Source organism: Ectopseudomonas composti (assembly GCF_900115475.1).
GTDB classification, from domain to species: Bacteria; Pseudomonadota; Gammaproteobacteria; order Pseudomonadales; family Pseudomonadaceae; genus Aquipseudomonas; species Aquipseudomonas composti.
On record NZ_FOWP01000005.1, the window covers coordinates 299,510 to 323,084 of the forward strand.

General features: G+C 62.4%; 25 protein-coding genes. 18 read left to right on the plus strand and 7 right to left on the minus strand.

Annotated elements, in window-relative coordinates; genetic code table 11:
- The first annotated feature begins 71 nt into the window (after positions 1 to 71).
- The 3 genes from BM059_RS11855 to BM059_RS11865 all read left to right on the plus strand — a co-directional run bounded on the left by BM059_RS11855 (position 72) and on the right by BM059_RS11865 (position 3,101).
- Positions 72 to 1,511, plus strand: coding sequence for an alanine/glycine:cation symporter family protein (locus BM059_RS11855; protein WP_037002195.1), 1,440 nt, complete (start codon positions 72 to 74; stop codon positions 1,509 to 1,511).
- A gap of 129 nt (positions 1,512 to 1,640) precedes the next feature.
- Positions 1,641 to 2,630 (plus strand): asparaginase, encoded by a 990-nt coding sequence (locus BM059_RS11860; protein ID WP_037002197.1) that lies wholly within the window; start codon positions 1,641 to 1,643, stop codon positions 2,628 to 2,630.
- 27 nt (positions 2,631 to 2,657) lie between these two features.
- Positions 2,658 to 3,101, plus strand: a complete 444-nt coding sequence (locus tag BM059_RS11865) for a GNAT family N-acetyltransferase (RefSeq protein WP_074938837.1) — start codon at positions 2,658 to 2,660, stop codon at positions 3,099 to 3,101.
- Between the two features lie 10 nt (positions 3,102 to 3,111).
- On the opposite strand, the gene BM059_RS11870 is transcribed toward BM059_RS11865, so the two are convergent.
- On the minus strand, positions 3,112 to 3,507 hold the full coding sequence (locus tag BM059_RS11870) for a RidA family protein (RefSeq protein ID WP_074938838.1): 396 nt from the start codon (positions 3,505 to 3,507) through the stop codon (positions 3,112 to 3,114).
- Between the two features lie 63 nt (positions 3,508 to 3,570).
- Positions 3,571 to 4,479, minus strand: a complete 909-nt coding sequence (gene glsB, locus BM059_RS11875) for a glutaminase B (RefSeq protein WP_074938989.1) — start codon at positions 4,477 to 4,479, stop codon at positions 3,571 to 3,573.
- Between the two features lie 140 nt (positions 4,480 to 4,619).
- Here glsB and BM059_RS11880 point away from each other — a divergent pair, with 140 nt between their 5' ends.
- Positions 4,620 to 5,549, plus strand: a complete 930-nt coding sequence (locus BM059_RS11880; protein ID WP_037002212.1) for an AEC family transporter — start codon at positions 4,620 to 4,622, stop codon at positions 5,547 to 5,549.
- On the opposite strand, the gene BM059_RS11885 is transcribed toward BM059_RS11880, so the two are convergent.
- Positions 5,539 to 6,180, minus strand: a complete 642-nt coding sequence (locus BM059_RS11885) for a hypothetical protein (RefSeq protein WP_074938840.1) — start codon at positions 6,178 to 6,180, stop codon at positions 5,539 to 5,541. The genes BM059_RS11880 and BM059_RS11885 overlap by 11 nt on opposite strands.
- Before the next feature lie 407 nt (positions 6,181 to 6,587).
- Here BM059_RS11885 and coxB point away from each other — a divergent pair, with 407 nt between their 5' ends.
- The 4 genes from coxB to BM059_RS11905 are packed head-to-tail and all read left to right on the plus strand — an operon-like array spanning position 6,588 to position 10,758.
- Positions 6,588 to 7,712 (plus strand): cytochrome c oxidase subunit II, encoded by a 1,125-nt coding sequence (coxB, locus tag BM059_RS11890; protein ID WP_074938842.1) that lies wholly within the window; start codon positions 6,588 to 6,590, stop codon positions 7,710 to 7,712.
- A gap of 4 nt (positions 7,713 to 7,716) precedes the next feature.
- On the plus strand, positions 7,717 to 9,300 hold the full coding sequence (gene ctaD, locus BM059_RS11895) for a cytochrome c oxidase subunit I (RefSeq protein ID WP_037002216.1): 1,584 nt from the start codon (positions 7,717 to 7,719) through the stop codon (positions 9,298 to 9,300).
- A 10-nt stretch (positions 9,301 to 9,310) separates the two neighbouring features.
- Entirely contained in the window at positions 9,311 to 9,859 is a 549-nt protein-coding gene (locus BM059_RS11900) for a cytochrome c oxidase assembly protein (RefSeq protein WP_074938844.1), read from the plus strand.
- Positions 9,860 to 9,870: 11 nt separating this feature from the next.
- Positions 9,871 to 10,758, plus strand: coding sequence for a cytochrome c oxidase subunit 3 (locus BM059_RS11905; protein ID WP_037002218.1), 888 nt, complete (start codon positions 9,871 to 9,873; stop codon positions 10,756 to 10,758).
- Positions 10,759 to 10,763: 5 nt separating this feature from the next.
- On the opposite strand, the gene BM059_RS11910 is transcribed toward BM059_RS11905, so the two are convergent.
- Positions 10,764 to 10,967 carry a twin transmembrane helix small protein gene (locus BM059_RS11910; protein WP_037002219.1) on the minus strand — a complete coding sequence of 68 codons (204 nt, stop codon included), beginning with the start codon at positions 10,965 to 10,967 and terminating at the stop codon, positions 10,764 to 10,766.
- Positions 10,968 to 11,037: 70 nt separating this feature from the next.
- On the opposite strand from BM059_RS11910, the gene BM059_RS11915 reads away from it, so the two are divergent.
- The 5 genes from BM059_RS11915 to BM059_RS11935 are packed head-to-tail and all read left to right on the plus strand — an operon-like array spanning position 11,038 to position 15,036.
- The gene (locus BM059_RS11915) at positions 11,038 to 11,769 is read left to right on the plus strand and encodes an SURF1 family protein (protein ID WP_074938846.1); all 732 of its coding nucleotides are present in this window, start codon (positions 11,038 to 11,040) and stop codon (positions 11,767 to 11,769) included.
- Positions 11,744 to 12,322, plus strand: a complete 579-nt coding sequence (locus BM059_RS11920) for a hypothetical protein (RefSeq protein WP_037002222.1) — start codon at positions 11,744 to 11,746, stop codon at positions 12,320 to 12,322. The genes BM059_RS11915 and BM059_RS11920 overlap by 26 nt, the downstream gene beginning before the upstream one ends.
- A gap of 55 nt (positions 12,323 to 12,377) precedes the next feature.
- Complete coding sequence (locus BM059_RS11925) at positions 12,378 to 13,436, plus strand: COX15/CtaA family protein (protein ID WP_074938848.1); 1,059 nt, start codon at positions 12,378 to 12,380, stop codon at positions 13,434 to 13,436.
- Between the two features lie 19 nt (positions 13,437 to 13,455).
- The gene (gene cyoE / locus BM059_RS11930; protein ID WP_037002227.1) at positions 13,456 to 14,355 is read left to right on the plus strand and encodes a heme o synthase; all 900 of its coding nucleotides are present in this window, start codon (positions 13,456 to 13,458) and stop codon (positions 14,353 to 14,355) included.
- A gap of 48 nt (positions 14,356 to 14,403) precedes the next feature.
- Entirely contained in the window at positions 14,404 to 15,036 is a 633-nt protein-coding gene (locus tag BM059_RS11935; protein ID WP_074938850.1) for an SCO family protein, read from the plus strand.
- A gap of 259 nt (positions 15,037 to 15,295) precedes the next feature.
- Here the strand turns inward: BM059_RS11935 and BM059_RS11940 are convergent, their stop codons facing one another.
- Entirely contained in the window at positions 15,296 to 16,246 is a 951-nt protein-coding gene (locus BM059_RS11940; RefSeq protein WP_074938852.1) for a homoserine kinase, read from the minus strand.
- Positions 16,247 to 16,263: 17 nt separating this feature from the next.
- Positions 16,264 to 16,548: a DUF2782 domain-containing protein gene (locus BM059_RS11945; RefSeq protein WP_074938854.1), complete on the minus strand. Its 285-nt coding sequence runs from the start codon at positions 16,546 to 16,548 to the stop codon at positions 16,264 to 16,266.
- A 75-nt stretch (positions 16,549 to 16,623) separates the two neighbouring features.
- Here BM059_RS11945 and polA point away from each other — a divergent pair, with 75 nt between their 5' ends.
- Positions 16,624 to 19,419 (plus strand): DNA polymerase I, encoded by a 2,796-nt coding sequence (polA, locus tag BM059_RS11950; RefSeq protein WP_074938856.1) that lies wholly within the window; start codon positions 16,624 to 16,626, stop codon positions 19,417 to 19,419.
- 513 nt (positions 19,420 to 19,932) lie between these two features.
- Here polA and yihA read toward each other — a convergent pair.
- Entirely contained in the window at positions 19,933 to 20,583 is a 651-nt protein-coding gene (gene yihA / locus BM059_RS11955) for a ribosome biogenesis GTP-binding protein YihA/YsxC (protein WP_037001652.1), read from the minus strand.
- A gap of 243 nt (positions 20,584 to 20,826) precedes the next feature.
- Here yihA and BM059_RS11960 point away from each other — a divergent pair, with 243 nt between their 5' ends.
- The 4 genes from BM059_RS11960 to BM059_RS11975 all read left to right on the plus strand — a co-directional run bounded on the left by BM059_RS11960 (position 20,827) and on the right by BM059_RS11975 (position 23,572).
- Positions 20,827 to 21,117: a c-type cytochrome gene (locus BM059_RS11960; protein WP_074938858.1), complete on the plus strand. Its 291-nt coding sequence runs from the start codon at positions 20,827 to 20,829 to the stop codon at positions 21,115 to 21,117.
- A 50-nt stretch (positions 21,118 to 21,167) separates the two neighbouring features.
- A complete protein-coding gene (locus BM059_RS11965; RefSeq protein WP_037001650.1) occupies positions 21,168 to 21,773 on the plus strand; it encodes a c-type cytochrome in 606 nt (201 codons plus the stop codon).
- A 280-nt stretch (positions 21,774 to 22,053) separates the two neighbouring features.
- Positions 22,054 to 22,680 (plus strand): thiol:disulfide interchange protein DsbA/DsbL, encoded by a 627-nt coding sequence (locus BM059_RS11970; RefSeq protein ID WP_037001649.1) that lies wholly within the window; start codon positions 22,054 to 22,056, stop codon positions 22,678 to 22,680.
- A 19-nt stretch (positions 22,681 to 22,699) separates the two neighbouring features.
- Positions 22,700 to 23,572 (plus strand): endonuclease/exonuclease/phosphatase family protein, encoded by an 873-nt coding sequence (locus BM059_RS11975; protein ID WP_074938861.1) that lies wholly within the window; start codon positions 22,700 to 22,702, stop codon positions 23,570 to 23,572.
- The last annotated feature ends 3 nt before the right edge of the window (positions 23,573 to 23,575 follow it).

Sequence of the window (23,575 nt, forward strand, 5' to 3'; positions counted from 1 at the left end):
CTTGACCAAAGATTGCGCCATCCGCTCGGCGCGGCGCCTTCCCATTCAAAACAACAAGAGAGAAAGCCTCCATGCTCGATCTTCTCAATGACCTCATCTGGAGCAAGCTGCTGATCGTGATGCTGATCGGTCTCGGCCTGTACTTCACCATCGCCTCACGCTTCGTGCAGTTCCGCTACTTCGGCAGCATGTTCCGCATCTTCAGCGAAGCATTTCAGCGTCAGCCGGGCCAGCTCAGTTCGTTCCAGGCCCTGATGCTGTCGGTGGCCGGCCGCGTCGGCGCCGGCAACATCGCCGGTGTGTCTGTGGCGATCATGCTCGGTGGCCCGGGCGCCATCTTCTGGATGTGGGTCGTGGCCCTGGTCGGCATGGCCACCAGCTATTTCGAGTGCTCGCTGGCCCAGCTGTACAAGCGTCGCGAGGCCGATGGCGGCTACCGTGGCGGCCCGGCGTTCTACATCCAGCACGGTCTTGGCCAGCGCTGGCTGGGCATCGTCGTGTCGATCCTGCTGCTGGTGACCTTCGGCTTCGGCTTCAACGCCGTGCAGTCCTTCACCGTCGCCAGCTCGCTGCATGACACCTTCGGTATCCCGACCCTGGCCAGCGGCATTGCCCTGACCGTGGTGATCGGCCTGATCATCTTCGGTGGCATCAAGCGCATCGCCAAGTTCGCCGACGTGCTGGTGCCGGTGATGGCGTTCTCTTACCTGGGCATGGCGCTGCTGGTGATCGGCATGAACATCAGCGAAGTGCCGGCTACCTTCGCCCTGATCTTCAAGAGCGCCTTCGGCCTTGAGCCGGCCTTTGCCGGCGGTATCGGCGCGGCCATCATCATGGGCGTCAAACGCGGTCTGTTCTCCAACGAGGCCGGTCTGGGCAGCGCGCCGAACGTGGCCGCAGTGGCCGAGGTCAAGCACCCGGCCGCGCAGGGCATCGTGCAGTCGCTCAGCGTGTTCATCGACACCCTGATCCTGTGCAGCTGCACGGCGATGATCATCCTGCTCTCCGGCGTCTATCAGCCGGGCATGGAGCAAGCCGGTGTGGTGCTGACCCAGAGCGCCGTTGCCGCCGTGGTCGGCGAGTGGGGCCGCGTCTTCATCAGCCTGGCGCTGCTGCTGTTCGTCTTCACCACCCTGATCTACAACTACTACCTCGGCGAGAACGCCCTGGGTTTCTTCAGCCAGAAGCGTGGCCCGGTGATGATCTACCGCGTGCTGGTAGTCGTTCTGGTGCTGTGGGGCTCAGTGCAGGACCTGGGTACCGTGTTCGCCTTCGCTGACGTGACCATGGGCCTGCTGGCGATCTGCAACCTGATTGCCCTGGCCCTGCTGTTCAAGGTAGGCGTGCGCCTGATGCGCGACTACGATAGCCAGATCAAGGCAGGTGTTGAGTCGCCGGTACTCGATGCCAAGCAGTTCGCTGATCTGGACCTCGACCCTGCCGTGTGGGGTAGTCAGCCAGTTGAAACCGCCGACCAGGCGGAAATCGGTGATCGCGTCTACCAGCGTTGATCTGACTCAGATGGGAAGAGGGGGCGATGCCCCCTTTTTCTTGGCCTGCCATCCCGGCGGCCATCCTTCGGGCAGTGGCAAGCGACGTTGCAATCGTCCCCCTTTGCCCGTGATATGCGAGGAGAGCCCATGGCGACCCCAGAAAAACTCTTGGTGCTGTACACCGGCGGCACCATCGGCATGCAGATGAGCGCAGACGGCCTGGCGCCAGCCTCGGGCTTCGAGGCGCGCATGCGCACTCAGCAGGCCAGCGAGAACGCCAGTGAGTTGCCGCAGTGGTGCTTTCGCGAGCTGCTGCCGCTGATAGACAGCGCCAACATGAACCCCGGCCACTGGCTGGCGCTACGTGACGAGATCGTCACTGCAGTGCAGACAGGCGGCCACGACGCCGTGCTGGTGCTGCATGGCACCGATACCCTGGCCTACAGTGCTGCGGCGCTGAGTTTTCTGCTGCTGGGCCTTGACGTGCCTGTGGTGCTGAGCGGCGCCATGCAACCGGCTGGCGTCGCTGGCGGTGATGCCTGGCCCAATCTGTTCGGCGCCATGCGTGCGCTGCATCGCGGTGTCGCGCCTGGCGTGCACCTGTACTTCAACGGGCAACTGCTGCACGGCGCGCGTTGCTCGAAGTTGCGCAGCGATGCTTTCGACGCCTTCCAGGTGTTGCCACGTCAGCGTCAGGCAGAGCGTGCAACGCTCGATGCTCGTATCGACTTCCGCCAACCGCGTCAGGCGGTCAATCTCGCCGTGTTGCCGCTGCATCCGGCCGTGCAGGCCGGGCATCTGCAAGCCCTGCTGGCCAGCGGCGTGCAGGGCTTGCTGTTGGAATGCTACGGCAGCGGCACCGGCCCGGCCGGTGATGAACAGCTGATGAGCGTGCTGCGTGAGGCGCACCAGCGTGGCGTGGTGCTGGCGGCGATCAGCCAGTGTGCGCAGGGCCACGTGCAGTTCGGCGTCTATGCGGCCGGTAGCCGACTGGCCGAGGTAGGCCTGGTGTCCTGCGGCGGCATGACCCGCGAGGCTGCCCTGGGCAAGCTGTTCGCCTTGCTCGGCGCCGGTTTGCCGCAAGCGGAGGTCGAGCACTGGCTGGCGCGTGATCTCTGTGGTGAGATGAGCGACTGATCCACCTGCCCAAACAGAGGAAGGACGATGAGCATCGAGATTCGCCCTGTAGTCGCTGCCGATTACGAAGCCTGGTTGCCGCTATGGCAGGGCTACCAGCGCTTCTACATGACCGAGATTCCAGCCGACACCAGTGCCGTCACTTGGCAGCGCTTTCTCGACCCTGCCGAGCCCATGGGCGCTGCCCTGGCCTGGCACGGTGATCGGGCCATCGCCCTGGTGCACTGGGTCATTCACCGCTCGACCTGGACCACCGGCGATTACTGCTACCTGCAGGATCTGTTCGTGGCCAAGGGCGAGCGCAGTGGCGGCGTTGGGCGCAAGTTGATCCAGCATGTTGTTGAGCAGGCGCGTGCCGCCGGCTGCTCGCGGGTGCATTGGCTGACCCATGAAACCAACAGCCAGGCCAAGCTGCTGTACGAGCGCATCGGCGAGCGTTCGGGCTTCGTGCAGTACCGCAAGCTGCTGTAGCTATTCCTGGTTACGGCCGGCGCGCGATAAAGTCGATTTCCACCAGGGCATGGCGCGCCAGCCCGGTGGTGCCGATGCAGGTGCGCGCCGGGCGTTTGCCTTCGGGGAAGTAGCTGGCGTACACCGCGTTGAAGCGCGCGTAATCGCCATAGAAATCGGTGAGAAACGCCCGCGCCGAGACCACGTTTTCCAAGCCCAGACCCAGGCCTCTCAAGACCACCAAAAGATTGTCGAAAGTCTTGTGGGTTTGCGCCTCGATGCCCTCGGGCAGGGGCGCGGACTCATTACCCGGATCGATGGGCAACTGACCGGTGATGAACACCCAGCCGTCGGCTTCGCAGGCGTGGGAAAAGGGCGCAACCGGCGCCGGGGCGCCGGCGAACATGTGGTATTCAGGCAACGACATAAGCACTCCAGGGCTGATCAACGGGCACCGACGCAGCATGGCACCGGACCCTGTGACCATACCTCAGAATACCGACCAGCCGATGCGTTCGCTGAGCAACTCCAGCGCCTTGATGCCGGCCAGGGAGTTGCCCGCTGCGTTCAACTCCGGCGACCACACGCAGACGCTGAACTGCCCCGGCACCACCGCGATGATCCCGCCGCCCACGCCGCTCTTACCCGGCAGGCCGACGCGATAGGCGAAGTTGCCGGCTTCATCGTACAGCCCGCTAGTGGCCATGATGGCGTTGACCTGCTTGCTCTGCCGCGCGCTGAGGATCTGCTGGCCGCTGTGCTTGCAGAAGCCGTCGTTGGCCAGAAAACAGAACGCCCGCGCCAGATCTGCGCAGCTCATACGCAGCGCGCAGTAACTGAAGTAACTGCGCAGCACCGCTTCCACGTCGTTATGGAAATTGCCGAACGACTGCATCAGGTAGGCCGCTGCCGCATTGCGTGCCCGGTGCTGGTACTCCGACTCGGCAACGTGGTTGTCCACCGTCACTTCGGGGTTGCCCGACAGGCGTCGAACGAAGTCGCGCATCGACAACACCGGTGCGGCAAAGCGCGATTGGTTGATGTCGCAGATCACCAAGGCCCCGGCGTTGATGAATGGATTGCGCGGCTTGCCCCGTTCGAATTCGAGCTGTACTAGCGAGTTGAACGGCTGACCGGAAGGCTCGTGCCCCAAGCGTTGCCAGATGTCTTCCCCGGAATGTTCGATAGCCTGCACCAGGCTGAAAACTTTGGAGATGCTCTGCACGGAGAACGACGTGTGCGCATCGCCGGCGCAGTACAACTCGCCGTCGTTGCTGTACACCGCAATACCTAGCTGGTTGGCTGGCACGTCGGCTAACGCCGGGATGTAATCGGCCACCTTGCCCTGACCGATCAGCGGGCGGACTTCATCGAGAATTTCGTTCAACAGCGCTTGCATGCTCTGGCTCGCGGCAGCGCCGGGCTTGCCCGGCATGTCACTGCTAGACGCCAGCGGGCGCCAGCGAATCACAGCCCATGACTTGCCCTGAGCGGCTGGCACCCCTAGGCTCGGTCCTCCCCTGTCGTTGGCGTGGTTCGATGTCCACCGTTCTCAATGTGCTGCTGCCGATCTTCGGCCTGATCTTGGTTGGCTTCATTTGTCGGCGAACCAATCGCCTGGGCGCGACCGCGGCATCGGAGATGAACCGCTTCGTGGTCTGGCTCGGCCTGCCAGCCTTGCTGTTCAGCCTGACGGCCAAGGCCGACTGGGCGCAGATCTGGCAGCCCGGTTTCCTGCTCGCCTTTACCGGCGGCATGCTCGCGGTGTTTCTGGTCACGCTGGTGTATCGCTGGAAAACCACTGGCAGCCTGGTCGACGCCAGTATCGATGGTCTCAGCGCCGGTTACGCCAATACCGGTTATATCGGCATTCCGTTGTGCGTACTGGTGCTGGGCGAGGACGGTATGGCGCCGGCACTGATCGCCTCGCTGATGGTGGTTTGCGTGCTGTTCGGCCTGGCGGTGGTGTGCATCGAGGTGGGCTTGCAGAGCAAGAAGGGCCTGGGCGGCGCCATCGTTCAGGTGGTCATGGCGCTTTTGAAAAACCCGCTGGTGGTTGCGCCGCTGCTCGGTGCTGCGTGGGCGTTTGGCGGCGTGCAGATGCCCGCGGCGCTGGACGAATTTCTGCGCTTGCTTGGCGCCGCCACGGTGCCCTGCGCACTGGTGTCGCTGGGGTTGTTCCTGGCGCAGCGCCAAAGCGGACCAAGCGAGGGCGCCTGGCCGTTAGTGGCGCTCAAGCTGGTGCTGCAACCACTGGTGACCTGGTTTATCGCTTTCGTACTGCTCGACCTGCCGCCGTTCTGGGCGCACGCCGCGCTGCTGCTCAGCGCTCTGCCAACTGGCACCGGGCCGTTCATGCTGGCCGAGTACTACCAGCGCCAGGCGGCGCTGGTGTCGCGGGCGATCCTGTTCTCTACCCTTGGCTCGCTGCTGACCTTGACCCTGATCCTGCTGCTGATCACGCCTTGAACTGCAGCTCCACGCCCAGCTGTTGCGACAGGCAGGGCCAGCGCCGCCAGGCTGTCACGGTATCCGGCGCTGCCAGGCGCTCACGGTAGGCCTGTACCGAGGGCTGGTCGAAACTGGCGTCATCAAGCATGCCGTCCAGCGCATGATGGACCGCCTCGTCGAGTTGGTTGGCGAAGGGTTCACCGATCAACTGATGGGCGATCAGGTTGGCGCGCGTAGTGTCCAGCGGGATCAGCGTCTGGCCGAGGTGGGCGATATAGCGGTCGTTGACCTCCTCCACCAGGCGATGCGCCAGATAGGCTTCATCGAGCAAGCCTTCAAGGCCTTCGTGGCCCTCCATCAGGGCCGGTGGTTGCAGGAAGAAATGCTCGGCGATCTTCAGCACGGGTTTCACCGCATCCTCGATTCCGGCTTCGCGCGCCACGTCGGCAGCGGCGTCAAGCACGTCCGGCACTTCTTCGATATAGGCGACGACGAAGGCGGTCAGCGCACCTGACGCGTCGTCCTCGGGTAGGCGGATGGACGGGTGCAGGCGATCTAGCTGAGCCTGTAGAAATCGAGCGAGTGCCTGGCTGCCACGTTCCTGCTGGCGAGCCTGGGCGATCAGTTGACGAAGGGCGACGGTGTTCATGACTGCTCCTACATATCAGGACATGGACGTGAACCTTAGCCGGCCGTTTCGGTTGGCTAAGACGCGATTGTCATAACTTTTTCATACTTATGCGAGTCCGCTATATGCATCTGTATCAAAATGGCTACACCCCGCGTCACGCGGGTGTGTGGCATCGCTGTCGAACTGGCCTGGTTGCGGTTGTGCTCACATTGCGGGCTTAAAGTCGCCGTCTATACTCGATTTCGAAAGGCAGTACCTGATGGAACCGGACGAGCTTTGGCACGGAAAGGTTCGACATGTAGTCGCCAGTAGTCAGGAGTGGGTGTTCAGGCAGCGTGCGCCAGCGCCCAACTCCGTGAGGCAGTCGATCCCTTAGCCGCAGGCTTAGCCGGCGGGATAACAAGAACAATCAAGGGGAACCCGCAATGATGCGACATCCACGAGTCTGGATGGGCCTCCTGCTGTGGCTGGCATTGGGCTCGGCGCATGCCCAGTGGACGGTCAACATGACGCCCGGTGTAACCGACGTCAGCCGCTCCGTCTTCGACCTGCACATGACCATTTTCTGGATCTGTGTGGTGATCGGCATCCTGGTCTTCGGCGCCATGTTCTGGTCGATGCTCATGCACCGCCGCTCCACCGGCCAGAAACCCGCGCACTTTCACGAAAGCACCACCGTCGAGATTCTCTGGACCGTGGTGCCACTGGCGATTCTGGTGGTGATGGCGATCCCGGCGACCAAGACGCTGATCGAGATCTACGACACCACTGAGTCCGAGCTGGATATCCAGGTCACCGGCTACCAGTGGAAGTGGCACTACAAGTACTTGGGTCAGGACGTCGAGTTCTTCAGCAACCTGACCACGCCGCGTTCGCAGATCAACAACCGCGAAGCCAAGGGCGAACATTACCTGCTGGAAGTGGATGAGCCGCTGGTGGTGCCGGTAGGCACCAAGGTGCGCTTCCTGATCACCGCGGCCGACGTGATCCACTCCTGGTGGGTGCCGGCGCTGGCGGTGAAGAAGGATGCCATCCCCGGTTTCATCAACGAGTCCTGGACCCGCATCGAGGAGCCTGGCATCTACCGCGGCCAGTGCACCGAGTTGTGCGGCAAGGATCACGGCTTCATGCCGGTGGTGGTCGAGGCCAAGTCCAAGGAAGACTTTGACGCCTGGCTGGCCGAACGCAAGCAGGCGGCTGCCGCCGAGCGCGAGCTGACCAGCAAGGAATGGACCATGGAAGAGCTGATGACGCGTGGTGAGAAGGCTTACAACACCACCTGCGCCGCCTGCCACCAGCCCACCGGTGAAGGCCTGCCGCCAATGTTCCCGGCGCTCAAGGGCTCGTCCATCGCCACCGGCCCGGCCGAGGGTCATATCGACATCGTCTACCACGGCAAACCGGGCACCTCCATGGCCGCCTTCGGCAAGCAACTGTCGCCGGTCGACCTGGCCGCCATCATCACCTACGAGCGCAACGCCTGGGGCAACAATGTCGGTGACATGGTCACGCCCAAGGACATTCTCGATTTCTCCAAGGCGCAGGAGTAAGGACATGAGTGCAGTGATCGACCACGGTCATACTGACCACCACCATGGCCCGGCGAAGGGCCTGATGCGCTGGGTGCTGACCACCAACCACAAGGACATCGGCACGATGTACCTGTGGTTCAGCTTCTGCATGTTCCTGCTGGGCGGCTCGATGGCCATGGTCATCCGCGCCGAGCTGTTCCAGCCGGGCCTGCAGATCGTGCAGCCGGAATTCTTCAACCAGATGACCACCATGCACGGCCTGATCATGGTCTTCGGCGCGGTGATGCCGGCCTTCGTCGGCCTGGCCAACTGGATGATCCCGCTGATGATCGGCGCTCCAGACATGGCCCTGCCACGGATGAACAACTTCAGTTTCTGGCTGCTGCCGGCGGCCTTCGGCCTGCTGGTCAGCACCTTGTTCATGGAGGGCGGCGGGCCGAACTTCGGCTGGACCTTCTATGCCCCGCTGTCGACGACCTATGCGCCGGAGAGCACCACCTTCTTCATCTTCGCCATCCACCTGATGGGCATCAGCTCGATCATGGGGGCGATCAACGTAGTCGCCACCATCCTCAACCTGCGCGCCCCAGGCATGACCCTGATGAAAATGCCGCTGTTCGTCTGGACCTGGCTGATCACCGCCTTCCTGCTGATCGCGGTGATGCCGGTACTGGCTGGTTGCGTAACGATGATGCTGATGGACATCCACTTCGGCACCAGCTTCTTCAATGCCGCCGGTGGTGGTGACCCGGTGCTGTTCCAGCATGTGTTCTGGTTCTTCGGCCACCCCGAGGTGTACATCATGATCCTGCCCGCCTTCGGTGCGGTCAGCTCGATCATCCCGGCCTTCGCGCGCAAGCCGCTATTCGGCTACACCTCGATGGTCTACGCCACCGCGTCCATCGCTTTCCTGTCGTTCATCGTCTGGGCGCACCACATGTTCACCGTCGGCATTCCGCTGACCGGCGAGCTGTTTTTCATGTACGCCACCATGCTGATCGCCGTGCCTACCGGGGTGAAGGTGTTCAACTGGGCCAGCACCATGTGGCAGGGCTCGATGACCTTCGAGGCGCCGATGCTGTTCTCGGTGGCATTCGTCATCCTCTTCACCATCGGCGGCTTCTCCGGGTTGATGCTGGCCATCGCACCGTCGGACTTCCAGTACCACGATACCTACTTCGTGGTGGCGCACTTCCACTATGTGCTGGTGCCCGGTGCGATCTTCGGCATCTTCGCCTCGGCCTACTACTGGCTGCCGAAGTGGACCGGTCACATGTACGACGAAACCCTGGGCAAGCTGCATTTCTGGATGAGCTTCATCGGCATGAACCTGGCGTTCTTCCCGATGCACTTCGTCGGTCTGGCCGGGATGCCGCGGCGGATTCCCGATTACAACCTGATGTTCGCCAACTTCAACATGGTCTCCAGCATCGGCGCCTTCATGTTCGGGGCGACCCAATTGCTGTTCCTGTTCATCGTCATCAAATGCATCCGTGGCGGCAAACCGGCTCCGGCCAAGCCCTGGGACGGTGCCGAAGGCCTGGAGTGGACGGTGCCGTCACCGGCGCCCTACCACACCTTCAGCACACCGCCGGAAGTGAAATAGGAGGTCTGCCGTGAGCGAGGTCATCGCGACTCGTCGTCTGGTTACCCGCCTGCTGGTCGTGGTGGTGGTGATGTTCTGCTTCGGCATTTTCGTCCTGCCACCCTTCTACGATGCCATGTGTCGAGTCTTCGGCATCAACGGCAAGACGGCTGGGGCCTACCAGGGCGAGCAACTGGTGGATGAGGGGCGCCAGGTACGCGTGCAGTTTCTCGCCACCAACGCCGCTGGAATGATCTGGGAGTTCGGTCCCAAGGCCGACGAGATCCTGGTCCATCCGGGGGAGACGCGCGACATGCTGTTCGTCGCCTATAACCCCAGCAACCAGCCGATGAGCGCGCAAGCGATTCCCAGTGTCTCGCCCTCGAAGGCGGCGGCCTTTTTTCACAAGACCGAGTGCTTCTGCTTTACCCAGCAGGTGCTGCAACCGGGCGAGCGCATCGAAATGCCCGTGCGCTTCATCGTCGACCGCGACCTGCCGCAAGACGTGAAGCACCTGACGCTGGGCTACACGCTGTTCGATATCACCGCGCGCAAACCGCCGGTGGCACAGGCTCCATAAGGAGAACAACAATGTCGAGTCACGAGCACTACTACGTTCCGGCCCAGAGCAAATGGCCGATTATCGCCACCCTCGGGATGCTGGTCAGCGTCTTCGGGGTCGGTACCTGGTTCAATGACCTCTCGGCCAATCGCGCAGACTCCAATGGCCCGCTGATCTTCTTTGTCGGCGGCCTGATCCTCGCCTACATGCTGTTCGGCTGGTTCGGCAATGTGATCAAGGAGAGCCGCAGCGGTCTGTACAGTCCACAGATGGATCGCTCCTTCCGCTGGGGCATGAGCTGGTTCATCTTCTCCGAGGTGATGTTCTTCGCGGCCTTTTTCGGCGCCCTCTTCTACGTCCGTACCTGGGCCGGTCCCTGGCTGGGTGGCGAGGGCGACAAGGGCGTGGCCAACATGCTCTGGGAAGGTTTCGAGTACAGTTGGCCGCTGCTGCAGAACCCCGACTCCAAGCTATTTCCGCCGCCCAGCGGGGTGATCGACCCCTGGCATCTGCCGTTGCTCAATACCATCTTGCTGGTGTCATCGAGCGTCACCATCACCCTCGCCCACCACGCCCTGAAGAAGAACAAGCGCGGCCCGCTCAAGGCCTGGCTGGCGGCCACCATTCTGCTCGGTGCAGCGTTCCTGTTCTTCCAGGTCGAGGAGTACATCGAGGCCTACACCGAATTGGGCCTGACCCTGGGCTCGGGGATCTACGGTGCGACCTTCTTCATGCTGACCGGATTTCACGGTGCCCACGTCACCATGGGGGCGCTGATTCTGACGGTGATGCTGGTGCGCATCATGCGCGGGCACTTCGACTCGGAGAAACACTTCGGTTTCGAGGCTGCGTCCTGGTACTGGCACTTCGTCGATGTGGTCTGGCTGGGCTTGTTCATCTTCGTCTATGTGCTTTGAGGCAGCTACCAAGTGACATGAGACACCAGTTGCCCTGAGTAGAAGCCCCAGGCGATCAGGGCGACGGTGATGGCGGTCAGCACCACACGGATTGTCAGTGCATTGACCACACGCGTACCGCGGCTGTCGTCCTTGACCAGGAAGAACAGGCCGCTGAACAGACTGGCGATGGTAGCCAGCAACATGAGGACGATCGCGGCCTTGAGCATGCGAGACTCCAGGGGAGTGGGTGATGCATCGCAGTATAGCCAGCCCGTCTGTGGTTCGCGGAGGCGCGCAATGAGCGGTTTCCGTCCCGGCTGGCTGCCCAGCATTCTGGTGTTGCTGCTGATGCCTGGCCTGGTGAGCCTGGGTTTCTGGCAGCTGCAGCGAGGCGAGGAGAAGCGCCAGCTGCTGGACAGTTTCGAGGCGCGGCGTCAGGCCGAGCCAATCGGCCTCGAACAGCTCGAACCCATGCGTGACCCCGCCTACCGCCGCGTCCACCTGCGCGGTCATTTCGACTCCGAGCACAGCCTTTTGCTGGATAACCGCATCCGCGACGGCCATGCCGGCGTCGAGCTGTTGCAGCCGTTCTACGATCAGGCCAGCGGTCTCTGGGTGTTGCTCAACCGTGGCTGGTTGCCCTGGCCGGATCGGCGCACGCCTGTGCAGTTCGATACCCCCGATGGCGTGCTGCAGCTCAATGCCTGGATCTACGTGGCGCCATCCGGCGGCCTGAGTCTGCGATCCGGTGTGGCGTCCGAGGGCTGGCCACGGCTGATCACTCAGGTCGAGGCCGACAGTCTTTGGCGCCAGCTGGGCCGTGGCGGCCTGCCCTTCGAGACGCGCCTGGAGCCGGGGCCTGCCAGCTATCGCGTCGACTGGCCAATCGTGGCCATGAGCCCCAGCAAGCATCTGGGTTATGCGGTGCAGTGGTTTGCCTTGGCTGCTGCGCTGCTTGGCCTGTTCATTTATCTCGGAATTCACAATGCACGGGAGCATCGTCATGAACCCAGCCATCGCCATGCCTGAGGTGCCCCGCAAGGGCCGGGGGCGTTTGCAGCTTCTGCTGATTCTGGCCATCACCATCGGCCCGATGTTCCTGGCCAGTGCCATGTACCAGTGGCGCTTCTGGGTGCCGGAGACGCGCAATTACCACGGTGTGCTGATCGGCGATGGTCGCACCCTGGCCGATCTCGGCGTGCAGGGCGAAGTGGAGCGGCAGTGGCAGATTCTGGTGACGGCACCTGGCGCGTGCGAGGCGGACTGTCAGCAGCTGGTGTACCTGGCGCGGCAGATCCAGATCGGCCTCAATCGCGAGACCTCGCGGGCCAGCCATGGTCTGGCCCTGGCCGAGCCGCTGAGCGCCGAGTACGACGCCACGCTCAAGCGCGAGTACCCACAACTTGGACGCTATCAGCTGGACCTCCAGGCCTACGACAAGGCCGCCGAGGCGGTGCCGGGTGCGCAGCTTTGGCTGGTCGACCCACACGGCAATCTGGTGTTGCGTTATCCGGCCGGCAGCAACGGCAAGGCGATCCTCGATGACCTGCGCTACCTGCTGAAAATTTCCCTGATCGGTTGACGCTGTGCTCCATCCATAACCACAGAGCGCCCAGCCCATTGCCCAAGGAGTCGACATGCACAAGCCCGGTTACCGTCTAGCATTGTTCGCGACCCTTCTGACCGTGGTGGTCGTGCTACTGGGGGCCTACACCCGGCTCACCCATGCCGGCCTGGGCTGCCCGGATTGGCCAGGCTGTTACGGCTTTCTCGGCGTACCGATGAGCGAGCACAAGCAGGCCATCGCCGAGGCTCGCTTTCCCGAGGCGCCGGTTGAGGTCGCCAAGGGCTGGTACGAGATGATTCATCGCTACTTCGCTGGCGCTCTTGGGCTGGTGATCTTGGCCATCGCGATCCAGGCCTTCCGCCGCCGCGAAGAGCCGGCGCAGCCGCTGAAGTTGCCTTTGGTGATTCTCGCGCTGGTGATCCTGCAAGGGGCGTTCGGCATGTGGACGGTCACCCTGCAGCTGTGGCCGCAGGTGGTCACCGCCCACCTGCTTGGCGGTTTCGCCACGTTGAGCCTGCTGACCTTGCTGACTTTGCGCCTATCCGGGCGCTTCGCCCCGCTGCAGCTGCCGGGACGCCTGCGTGCCCTGGCGGCTGCCTGCCTGCTGCTGGTGATCGGGCAGATCGTCCTGGGCGGTTGGGTCAGTTCCAACTACGCCGCGGTCGCTTGCGTCGACCTACCCACGTGCCATGGGGAATGGTGGCCGGCGATGGATTTCGGCAAGGGCTTTCATCTCACCCAACACATCGGCCCCAATTACCTCGGCGGGCAGCTCGACAGTGACGCGCGCACCGCGATTCACATGAGCCACCGTCTCGGTGCGCTGCTGGTCACGCTGGCACTGCTGGCGCTGGCCTGGCAGTTGCGCGGCGCCAAGCTGCCGCGTCTGGCCGGACTGTTGCTGCTGGCGCTGGCGCTGCAGGTCTGTCTGGGCATCAGTAACGTGGTCTTCCATCTGCCGCTGCTGGTGGCGGTAGCCCATAACGCAGGCGGTGCGGCGCTGCTACTGACGATGGTGTTGATCAACTACCGCCTCAGGGCTGTTTCCGCCGTGACGCGCGATGCATCCGATCGTGTCGGCACGCGTGCAGTGATCGCTTCCCGCGCTCTGCTGCCGGCCGGCAAATAACCCATCAAGGAGAAATGCCATGGCGACAATGCTACGAGCTCACTCCGAACATGCCTCCTGGCGTGATTATCTGGAACTGACCAAGCCACGGGTGGTGATGCTGATGCTGATCACCTCGCTGGTCGGCATGTTCCTCGCTACGCGTGCCGGCGTGCCCTGGGCCGTGCTGCTGTTCGGCAATCTGGGCATCGGCCTGTGTGCGGGGGCTGCCGCGGCGGTCAACCATGTGGTGGACCGCCGCATCGACTCGATCATGGCGCGTACGCACAAGCGTCCGGTCACGGCTGGGCGCGTCTCGCCAGTGGCGGCACTGGCCTTCGCGCTGCTGCTAGCCGTCGCCGGTATGAGCCTGTTGCTGGTGTTCACCAATGAGCTGGCCGCCTGGCTCACCCTCGCCTCGTTGCTCGGTTACGCGGTGATCTACACCGGCTTTCTCAAGCGCGCCACGCCGCAGAACATCGTCATCGGTGGCCTGGCTGGCGCTGCACCGCCGCTACTGGGCTGGGTCGCCGTCACCGGTCATCTCAGTGCCGAGCCGCTGCTGCTGGTGTTGATCATTTTTGCCTGGACGCCGCCGCACTTCTGGGCGCTGGCCATTCATCGCAAGGAGGAGTACGCCAAGGCCGACATTCCCATGCTGCCGGTGACCCACGGCGAGCACTACACCAAGGTCCATATCCTGCTCTATACCCTGGCGATGTTCGCGGTGACCCTGCTGCCCTACGCCATTCACATGAGCGGGCCGCTGTACCTGGTTTGCGCCCTGTTGTTGGGCGGCCGCTTCCTGCACTGGGCCTGGGTGCTGTACCGTGACAGCAAACCGCACGCAGCGATCAACACCTTCAAGTACAGTATCTGGTACCTGTTCCTGTTGTTCATCGCCTTGCTGGCGGACCACTATCTGCTGTTGAACATCTAGCAAGCTGTGGCGTGGCAGACGGTTTGCAAAAGCTAGCTAAGGGATTTCATGACTCGTACCCATACAACGGTTTTCGTTCTTGTCGCTATCGTGGCCCTGGTGCTGGGGCTTACCGTCAACAAGGTGCTCAGTAGCAAGGGCCAGGGTGATCCGGCCGTGTTGCTCGATGCCGGTATCGTCCTGCTGCCGCAGAACCGCAGCCTGCCCGCGCTGAGCCTGGTCGATCAGGACGGCAAAGAGGTCGTGGTCGATCAGCTCAAGGGCGACTGGACGCTGCTGTTCTTCGGCTACACCTTCTGCCCGGACATCTGCCCGGCGACCTTAGCGCAACTGCGTCAACTGCAGAGCCAGCTGCCCGAGGAAACTCGCGCGCGGCTGAACGTAGTGATGGTCAGCGTCGACCCTCATCGCGATACACCGGAGCAACTGAGCAAATACCTGAACTACTTCGATGCCGGCTTCAAAGGCCTGACCGGAGAAGAGGCGACCCTGCAGAAGTTCGCCAACTCGGTGAGCATTCCCTACATCCCGGCTGATACCAGCAAGGAAAACTACACCGTCGATCACAGCGGCAATCTGGTGATCATCGGTCCGGATGGCACCCAGCGTGGTTTCATCCGTGCGCCGATCAACAACGCCAAGTTGGCGGCGCAATTGCCGGGCCTGGTTTCGGGTAGCTGATCCGCCGGGTGTGCTGCGCACCGCTATTACCAGCATTTCCCGGATTTCATCCGGGCTACGGCCCTGACGCAGACCTGTAGGCTGGGTTAGCGGCGCAAAGCCCCGGTCTCGTATACGCAATTGAACCTGGCGCGCCGCGTAACCCACCAGGCAAGGGATGGCGTTGCGCCGACGGTGGGTTACGCCGCCGCAGGAACAGAGAGTGATTCAGCAATGTGTCGCAGGCGGCTAACCCACCCTACGAATCGCGTCGATCGTCCTACAGCGCGAACGGCAGGGGCAGGTTGACCTGCTGACGCTGCGCCAGGCGACGCTGGAACTCACCCGGATCATGAATCAGCACTTCCTGTCCGGCGAACGACTCGGCGGCGATCAGGCGTGACAACCAGAAACGCAAGCACGCCACCCGCAGCATGGCCGGCCACAGTTCTGCCTCGGCTGCCGTGAAGGGCCGCTGCGCCGCATAGGCGCCGAGCAGTGCGCGGGCACGGGCGCCATCGAGGCTGCCGTCTTCGTGCGAGCACCAGTCGTTCAGGGTGATAGCCAGGTCGTAGAGCATCGGCCCGGAACAGGCGTTATAGAAGTCGATCACCCCAGCCAGGTGGTTGCCGTCGAACAGCACGTTGTCGCGGAACAGGTCGGCATGCAGGTTGGCGCGCGGCAGGGCGAGGATGCGCGGCTTCAGCTCGGCGATCTCGGCCAGCGCATCACGCAGTAGCGGTAATGCCTGTTCATCGAGCTTCAGCGCCTGGCTCGGGCCTTCGGCTAGCATCCAGTCCAGGCCACGGTCGCTGCGACGCTCCACCGGCTGTTCGCGAGTCGCCAGATGGATGCGGGCCAGCAGGCTACCCACTTCCTGGCAATGATGAGCATTGGCCTCGCGCACATGCTTGCCGGAAAGCCGGGGCTGCAATAGCGCCGGTTTCTCCGCCAGGGTGCGCAGCGCCTCGTCGTCCTGCGTGCGTAGGGCGTAGGGCACCGGCAGGCCGGCGTCGTGGAGCACGTCGAGCAATTCGATGAAGAACGGCAGATCGGCCACCGGGCCGCGTTCGACCAGGGTCAGGACATATTCGCCCTGCTCCAGGCTGACGAAGAAGTTGCTGTTTTCGCTGCCCGCAGCAATGCCCTGGAAGTCACGCAACCGGCCAAGCCCATAGGGAGCCAGGAAGACTTCGAGCTCATGACGCTCCAGGGGGGTGAATACCGACATATCAGACCTTAATTGCCTTACCAGCTAAAGATTTCCCAGGACGGGATCAGCATGTCCGGGTCATCCGAACGTACGAAGTTGCCGTCGCTGCCATCGGCGCGAACGAGAAAGTAGGGTTTACCGTTCTTCGGGATGACCTTGATGGCGTAGAGGAAGCCATTGACCCGGTATTCCTGAATGGTTCGGTCGCCGTCCTGGCGGATGGTCACATCCGGGTCGCCGGATACCGGATCTTCGGCGTGAGCGGCAAGCGGCAGGCAGGTCAGCAGGCAGGCCAGCAACAGGCGATTCAATGTACCCATGGTAATCTTGCTCCTTCGTTGTTCACCGATGCAGCCATTCTACCGCTGCACCCGCCGAAAAGGTTGATCCCGCGCATGAGCCAAGCTCCCCTCGTTCTGGTCGACGGTTCCTCGTATCTGTACCGCGCCTTCCACGCCCTGCCGCCGCTGACCACTTCCAAGGGCCTGCCCACCGGAGCGGTCAAGGGCGTGCTGAACATGCTCAAGAGCCTGCGCAAGCAGTACCCCAACAGCCCCTTTGCCGTGGTCTTCGACGCCAAGGGCGGCACCTTCCGTGACGAGCTGTTCGCCGAGTACAAGGCCAATCGCCCGTCCATGCCGGACGAGCTGCGCGTCCAGGTCGAGCCGCTGCATGCGAGCGTACGTGCCCTGGGCCTGCCGCTGCTGTGCGTCGAAGGCGTGGAAGCTGACGACGTGATCGGCACTTTGGCGCGCCAGGCCGCCGGGGAAAAGCGCGATGTGGTCATCTCCACCGGCGACAAGGACATGGCGCAGTTGGTCTGCCCGCACGTTACGCTGGTCAACACCATGACCGGAAGCGTCTACGACGCCGATGGCGTGAAAGAGAAATTCGGTGTCGGCCCTGAGCTGATCATCGACTACCTGGCACTGATGGGCGACAAGGTCGACAACATCCCGGGCGTGCCCGGCGTCGGTGAGAAAACCGCTCTCGGTCTGCTGGTTGGCATCGGCGGCGGCCTCGATGTGCTTTACGCCAACCTCGACAAGGTGCCCGAGTTGCCGATTCGTGGCGCCAAGGGCCTGCCGGCCAAGCTCGAAGAGCACCGCGAGATGGCCTACCTGTCCTACCAACTGGCGACCATCAAGACCGACGTGCCGCTGAATATCGAGATCGAGTCGCTGCATCCCGGCGAGCCGGATCAGGCCGCGTTGGTGCAGCTCTATGGCGAGCTGGAATTCAAGAACTGGTTGGACGACCTGCTGCGCCAGAATAAGGCACTGGTGGCCAAGGCCGCAGCGCTGGCTGGCGATCTGTTCGCCGAGCCTGCTGGCGAAGCCGCCGAAGCAAGCGCTGAACCAGCGCCAGCCAGCACCGGTGATTACCAGATGGTGCTGGAGCAGGCGCAGTTCGATGCCTGGTTGAAGAAACTGGAGCAGGCCGAACTGATCGCCTTCGACAGCGAGACCACCAGCATCGATGCCCAGCAGGCGCAGTTGGTCGGTCTGTCTTTTGCGGTCAAGGCTGGCGAAGCGGTCTATATCCCGCTGGCGCATTCCTACATGGGCGTGCCACAGCAGCTCGACCGCGACGCGGTACTCAAGGCGCTCAAGCCGATTCTCGAAGACCCGGCCAAGGCCAAGGTCGGTCAGCACGCCAAGTACGACATCAACGTCCTGGCCAATGCCAGTACGCCGATTGCGGTGCAAGGCGTGGCCTTCGACACCATGCTCGAGTCCTACGTGCTGGACTCCACCGCCACCCGTCACGACATGGACAGCCTGGCGCTGAAGTACCTGAACCACAGCACCATCCGCTTCGAGGACATCGCCGGCAAGGGTGCCAAGCAACTGACCTTCGACCAGATCGCCCTGGAGCAGGCCGGCCCCTACGCTGCCGAAGACGCCGACGTGACCCTGCGCCTGCACCAGGAGCTGTGGGGCCGTCTTGAAGCGGTGCCGTCCCTGGCCAAGGTGCTGCGCGACATCGAAATCCCGCTGGTGCCGGTGTTGGCGCGTATCGAGCGCAACGGCGCGCTGGTCGACGCCAAGCTGCTCGGCGAGCAGAGCGTCGAGCTTGGGGAAAAGCTGGTGGAGCTGGAGCGCAAGGCGTTCGAGATCGCCGGTGAGGAATTCAACCTGGCCTCGCCCAAGCAACTGGGCGTGATCCTCTATGAAAAACTCGGCTATCCGGTGATCAGCAAGACCGCCAAGGGCCAGCCCTCCACCGCTGAGGCGGTCTTGGCCGAACTGGCCGAGCAGGACTTCGAGCTGCCCAAGGTGCTTATGCAGTACCGTTCCTTGAGCAAGCTCAAGAGCACCTACACCGACAAGCTGCCGGAGCAGATCAACCCGCGTACCGGGCGCATCCACACCAGCTACCATCAGGCGGTGGCCGCCACTGGCCGCCTGTCCTCCAGCGATCCGAACCTGCAGAACATCCCGATCCGCACCGCTGAAGGCCGACGCATCCGTCAGGCCTTCGTCGCGCCCAAGGGCTACAAGCTGATGGCAGCGGACTATTCGCAGATCGAACTGCGCATCATGGCCCACCTCGCCAAGGATGAAGGCCTGCTGGACGCCTTCCGTCATGACCTGGACGTGCACAAGGCCACCGCTGCGGAAGTGTTCGGCGTGGCGCTGGACGAGGTGACCAGCGATCAGCGGCGCAAGGCCAAGGCCATCAATTTCGGCCTGATCTACGGCATGAGCGCCTTCGGCCTGGCCAAGCAGATCGACGTCGAACGCAAGGAAGCGCAGGCCTATATCGACCGCTACTTCGCTCGCTATCCGGGTGTGCTGACCTACATGGAAAGCACTCGCGCCCAGGCAGCCGAGCAGGGTTATGTGGAGACGGTCTACGGTCGTCGCCTGTACCTGCCGGAAATTCACGCGCAGAACCAGGCCATGCGCAAGGGCGCTGAGCGCGCGGCGATCAACGCGCCGATGCAAGGCACTGCAGCGGACATCATCAAGCGCGCCATGATCAAAGTGGACGGCTGGTTGCAGGACAGCGGCATCGACGCGCGCATCATCCTGCAGGTGCACGACGAACTGGTGCTGGAAGTGCGTGAGGAACTGATCGACGAGGTCAGCGCCAAACTCAAGCGCCTGATGAGTGGCGCTGCGGATCTGGACGTACCGCTGCTGGTGGAAGTGGGTGTCGGTGCCAATTGGGACGAGGCGCACTGATCAGCCTGCGCCGCGGCGCAAAGCCGCGGCCGCTCTAGCGTTGGGGTTTCAGGGAATCAAAAAGCACTTTCTTATTGCAAATGGTTTTTAAGAGAGCGATGAACTTTCCGCAAACCCGCCCGGTCAGAGTTCATGAATGGCCGTTAAGCCCTTCAATGCTCCTTTGTTGTGTTAAGTGTTGGCAGACATCTGAACCCCGCCCTAGCGGTTCAGACCTTAAACCCCGAACTTCTCCCTCCCCATACGAAGCTCGGGGTTTTTTTTGTCTATAGAAAAGTGCCGCTAGCGGTATTCTGATGACCCTCTCCCATTGGGAGACGACTGCATGGATGCAGGAGGAAGGGCGACGCAGGACGCCAAAGCCGAGGGTGCCCGAAGGGCGGGAGAGGGCTTCTCTGATGCGCTTTCAAGTCAAAACGGGCGGCCGCAGCTCCGTAGGGTGTCGCGGGGCCACCTTGGCCGCGCGCACCGAATACTCCCTACGATCCCGGTGCGCACAGCGCACCCTACGACTCAGGCTTCCCCAGCGCTTTCCTCATCCTCTTCCGGCAACAGATCCAGCCAGCCGGCCAGTACCATCTGCGCCTCTTCCACGCCCATGCGCTTGGGCGCCGAGAACAGTTGAATACTGATGCCTTCGCCCCACTGCTTGCGAATGTCCTGACGCACCTTGAGCAGCGCGGTCTTTGCCGCACCGAAGGCCAGTTTGTCGGCCTTGGTCAGCAGGATATGCAGCGGCATACCGCTGGCTACCGACCAGTCCAGCATCATGCAGTCGAACTCGGTCAGCGGGTGACGGATATCCATCATCAGCACCAGGCCGCACAAGCTCTCGCGGCTGCCCAGATACGCTTCCAGGTGTTTCTGCCAGTGCTGCTTGAGCGGGATCGGTACCTTGGCATAGCCATAACCGGGCAGGTCGACCAGGCGTCGCTCGTCATCCAGGCGGAAGAAGTTGAGCAACTGCGTGCGTCCTGGCGTTTTCGAGGTACGCGCCAGGCTGGCGTGGGTGAGGGTGTTCAGCGCGCTCGATTTGCCCGCGTTGGAACGGCCGGCGAAGGCGACTTCCAGGCCGCTGTCCTCGGGGCACTGGTCGACCTTGGCGGCACTGATGAGGAAGCTGGCCTGCTGGCACAGACCGATGATGGGATTCTTCGGGAGCATGGGGGTATCCGGTGGATGCCTCGATTCCTGTTCAGCAGTTCGAGGACTTGCGACATTTCCGCGCACCTGCTGCACGCCAGGTGGCGCGGCAAGCGGCGTCGTTTCCGTTTCAGCATTGCCAGTATATAATGCCGCAGATTTTGTGTGCGCTTTGTCCCACCCGCAGGAACCCGATTGCCGGGAGCGATTACATCTCTGCTCGATAGAAAGCAGGACGTTCCCCACCCTGATGAGGTTGATCTGATGAAGAAAATGCTGCTCGCTGCTGCCGTTATGACCCTGTCTCTTAACGGCTATGCTGCTCAGGACCCGCAAGCTGTATATGACCGCGCCTGTGGTGTATGCCACAACGGCCAGATTCCCACGGCGCCCAAGAAGGGCGACAAAGCCGCATGGGAACCGCGTCTGGCCAAGGGTACCGATGCACTGGTGCAAAGCGTCACCAATGGTTTGAATGCCATGCCGCCGCGCGGTCTGTGCATGGACTGCACTGCCGAGGATTACCAGGCGGTCATCAAACTGATGACCGAATGAGCAAGCCCGGCCGATAACTCTTTCTCTCTTAGCCGTAATTGGATTAGCTGATGAACAAAGTACTCGTGAGTCTGCTGTTGACCCTGGGCCTCACCGGCGTTGCTCAGGCTGCCGGCGATGCCGAAGCCGGTCAGGGCAAAGTCGCTGTCTGTGGTGCCTGCCATGGCGCCGATGGCAACAGCCCTGCGCCAAACTTCCCCAAGCTGGCCGGTCAGGGCGAGCGTTACCTGCTCAAGCAACTGCACGACATCAAGTCCGGTAACCGCCAGGTCGTCGAGATGACCGGCATGCTGGATAACCTCAGCGATCAGGATATGGCCGACATCGCCGCTTACTTCTCCAGCCAGAAGATGAGCGTGGGCGCTGCCGATCCCAAGCTCGTCAAGCGCGGTGAAGCACTGTTCCGTGGCGGCAAGCTGGAAGAGGGCATGCCATCCTGCATCGGTTGCCATTCGCCCAACGGCGCTGGCCTGGCTGCTGCGGGCTTCCCGCATCTGGGCGGCCAACACGCTCAATACGTTGCCAAGCAGCTGACCGATTTCCGCGAAGGCAACCGTACCAACGACGGCGATGCGATGATCATGCGCGCCATCGCTGCCAAGCTGAGCAACAAGGATATTGAAGCCGTATCCAGCTTCATCCAGGGTCTGCACTGATAATTTGCTGCGCGTCGGCCCTGCGGCGTCAGAAACAGGATCGGAGTGCTCATGTACAAAAGTACATTCCGCCTCCTCTCCTGTTTCTTCCTTGCAGTGCTCTAGCTCGCGAAATTCTCAAAAGACCAAGGGCTTGTTGCTTTTGGCAAGACAAAGGGTGGCTCCGGCCGCCCTTTTTCGTATGCGTCATGGCTACAATGGGCGGAACCGGCCCAGCGGTAGCGAGTCATAGTCTCGAATCGCCACTAGGGCGACGCTTATCCAGTCAAGGAGTACCCCCATGCGTAACCTGATTTTCGGCGCCGCTCTGGCGATCAGCAGCCTGTTCGGCCTCACTGCCCATGCCGAACCGGTAGCCGGCCAGCAGTACGTCGAGCTGAAAAGTCCGGTGCCGGTGTCCAAGCCTGGCAAGGTCGAAGTGGTCGAGCTGTTCTGGTACGGCTGCCCGCACTGCTACCAGTTCGAAGCAACCCTCAACCCCTGGGTCGAGAAACTGCCGGAAGACGTTAACTTCGTCCGCGTGCCGGCGCTGTTCGGTGGCATCTGGAACGTGCATGGCCAGGCGTTCATCACCCTGGAAAGCATGAAGGTCGAGCACAAGGTGCATGACGCCGTGTTCAACGCCATCCACCAGGAGAAGAAGAAGCTGGCTTCGGCTGAAGAGTTCGCTGACTTCGTCGCCACTCAGGGCGTGGATCGCGATGCTTTCCTCAAGACCTTCAACTCCTTCGCCGTCAAAGGCCAGATGGAAAAGGCCAAGAAACTGGCCATGGCCTACCAGATCACTGGCGTACCGGTGATGATCGTTGGTGGCAAGTATCGCTTCGACCTGGGTTCTGCCGGCGGCCCGCAGCAGGCTCTGCAGGTTGCTGATCACCTGATCGCCAAGGAACGCGAGGCGCTCTAAGCGGCCGCAGGCGCGAAGCATGCTGCGCCGCTGGCGAAAGACCCGTGCGGTTGGTCTGTGCGATCCACAGATCAACCCGCACTGCTCGCCCGAGACCGATTGGCCAGCCGACGGCCTTTTGCGTCTGCTCAGTTTCAACGTCCAGGTCGGTATCAATACTCAGCGCTATCATCACTACCTGACCCGCAGCTGGCAGCATGTGTTGCCCCATGCCGGGCGCGCTGGAAATTTGCAACGCATCGGGGATCTGCTCGCCGACTTCGACCTGGTGGCCCTGCAGGAGGTCGATGGCGGTAGCCTGCGCTCGGGCTACGTCAATCAGGTCGAGTACCTGGCCCAGCAGGGCGCTTTTCCCTACTGGTACCAACAACTCAATCGCAATCTCGGACGCTTCGCCCAGCACAGCAACGGTGTACTCAGCCGCTTGCGCCCGACCTTGCTGGAAGATCACCCGTTGCCCGGGCCGCCTGGCCGAGGCGCGATTTTTCTGCGTCTGGGTGAGGGGGAAAATGCCCTGGGGGTAGTCATGATGCACCTGGCCCTGGGTGCTCGCACCCGAACTCGGCAGCTGGCTTACATTCGTGAGCGGGTCAGCGAGTTTCGTCATCTGGTGCTGATGGGCGACATGAACACCCATGCCGTCGACCTGCTGGAGGACTCCCCGCTGCGTGACCTCGGCCTGATCGCGCCGCAGGTCGAAGCGACCTTTCCCAGTTGGCGCCCACAACGCTGTCTCGACCATATCCTGCTCAGCTCCGAGCTTGAGCTGGGGCGTGTTCATGTCCTCAGTCAGCCGATTTCCGACCACCTTCCGGTGGCCGTGGAAATCCGTTTGCCGGAAGCACAGAATGGCGCGCAAATGCCTATGCTGAAAACGCCATCTCCTGAGTAAGTC